Origin of the sequence: Mycobacterium alsense (assembly GCF_002086635.1) — a bacterium.
Lineage (GTDB): Bacteria > Actinomycetota > Actinomycetes > Mycobacteriales > Mycobacteriaceae > Mycobacterium > Mycobacterium alsense.
Genome location: NZ_MVHD01000117.1, coordinates 1 through 1,749, shown reverse-complemented (window position 1 = coordinate 1,749; position 1,749 = coordinate 1). Strand labels below are relative to the sequence as shown.

Annotated in this window: 3 protein-coding genes; all 3 read right to left on the bottom strand. The window is 63.4% G+C overall.

From position 1 onward, the window contains the following. Nucleotides 1-117: 117 nt before the first annotated feature. Complete coding sequence (locus BST11_RS26720) at nucleotides 118-933, bottom strand: isoprenylcysteine carboxylmethyltransferase family protein (RefSeq protein ID WP_142276611.1); 816 nt, start codon at nucleotides 931-933, stop codon at nucleotides 118-120. 116 nt (nucleotides 934-1,049) lie between these two features. Further along, nucleotides 1,050-1,334 carry a WXG100 family type VII secretion target gene (locus BST11_RS26715; RefSeq protein WP_067375055.1) on the bottom strand — a complete coding sequence of 95 codons (285 nt, stop codon included), beginning with the start codon at nucleotides 1,332-1,334 and terminating at the stop codon, nucleotides 1,050-1,052. Nucleotides 1,335-1,363: 29 nt separating this feature from the next. Next, on the bottom strand, nucleotides 1,364-1,660 hold the full coding sequence (locus tag BST11_RS26710) for a WXG100 family type VII secretion target (protein WP_083141163.1): 297 nt from the start codon (nucleotides 1,658-1,660) through the stop codon (nucleotides 1,364-1,366). Between the last annotated feature and the right edge of the window lie 89 nt (nucleotides 1,661-1,749).

Here is a 1,749-nt window from a genome sequence, read left to right as displayed (position 1 = left end):
ACGATCTCCTCACGACTACTGGATGCCATGCCCCGACACTACGAAGCACCACCGACAACAAACCCCCAAATGTGACCCCTGAAACCAAAGTGACACAAGGGATTACAAGGGCGTGGCCTAGCGGCGATCGAGCTCCTCGCTGCTGCCGCGGAACTCGTTCCACGGAAACCCGTTGTCCGAGGGCGTCGGGTAGACGGTCGCCCGGCGCAGCACCGGAAACACGGTGCCGGAGAGTTCGGCGACGACCTCGGCAGCCAGCGTCGATTGCCGCCGCAATTCGCGTTCCTCCAGCCGGACGAAAATCACGATGTATCCAGTTGCGGCGAACGTGAATAGCAGGTGCCCGGCCGTGATCACCGGCGTGGCCCAGAACGCGATGACGAAACCGGACATGATCGGGTGGCGCACCGGCCAATACATGAGCCCGGACCCGAAACCCCATCCCCCAGAGAGTCTTTCACGCCACCGGAGATACACGGGCCCCAGGTCCAACCGATCGAAGTGCCTGATGCCGATCGCCCCGATCACCACGGCCGCCCATCCCAGCCAGTACACGGCGTGCAGCGCCAGCCGGCCCGCCGGTGACGACACTTCCCAGACCACGGCGGGGATCGTGCGCCATTGCCAATACAGCAGGAACAGTGTGAGGCTGCCGAACAGCACGTACGTGCTGCGTTCCATCGACTGCGCCATGAAACGCGCCCACCACTGCCTGAAGACCGGATCCGCCATGACGCTCTGCTGGAACGCGAACAGACCGAGCAGCAGCAGGTCGACCACGACGGCTTTGTGCGGCGGTGCCGCCACCGCGTGGTCGATGCTGCGCGGCATCACAATGTTGCCGACGAAGCCGATCCCACACAGCAGCGCGGTGCGCGACAGCAAGTAGCACGCGGCACCGTAGCCTCTGACCGCGTAGTCCCGCAGCGTCATATCTCCTCCGGAGGTCGCACAGGCAATGGCGACCCGTCGGGCCTGCGGTCCCCAAGCCGCTGACCCGAACGGATCGCCAATCCCCTGCGCTGTGAAGTTTTTCGGTGCCGGAAGGCTCAGGCCCAGCTGGAGCCGACGGCCGAATCGGTACTGGCCATGTTGCTGCCGGCGGCTTGCACCTTTTGCCCGTGCGCGTTGGCCTGCTCGTAGATCACCTGGAAATTGCGTCCCAGCTGTGTGATGAATTCCTGGCAGGCCACCGAACCGGCACCGCCCCAGAAATCCCCGGCCGCCAGCACATCACGCACGATCGCCTGATGCTCGGCCTCCAACGACGCCGCCTGAGCCCGGATCAACGCGCCATGGGCGTCCACATCACCGAATTGATAATTGATGGTCATGTCAAAGCCTTTCCTCTAACTGCGTTGCGCTAACTGCCCAGAACCTGCTGCGAGACCTGCTCTTGCTGCTCATAGTTGTTGGCGTCGCGGATCAAACCGTCACGCACCCCGTGCAGCATGCTCACGATGTTGCGGAACGCCTGATTCATCTGCCCCATCGTGTCGTAGGACGTCGCCGCGGCCGCCCCACTCCAGCCGGCGCCGGAAATGTTCTGCGACGACGCCCACATCTTGCGCGCCTCGTCCTCGACCGTTTGCGCATGCGTCTCGAACCGACCTGCCATCGCCCGCATCTCGTGCGGGTCGGTCATAAACCGAGTGGCCATTTCACACTCCTTTCAAGAAACGAACTGCTGTGATTTCCGTGCTGAATTGCCCGACCGCCCACCCCCGCCCTAGCCGACCCCCATTTCTT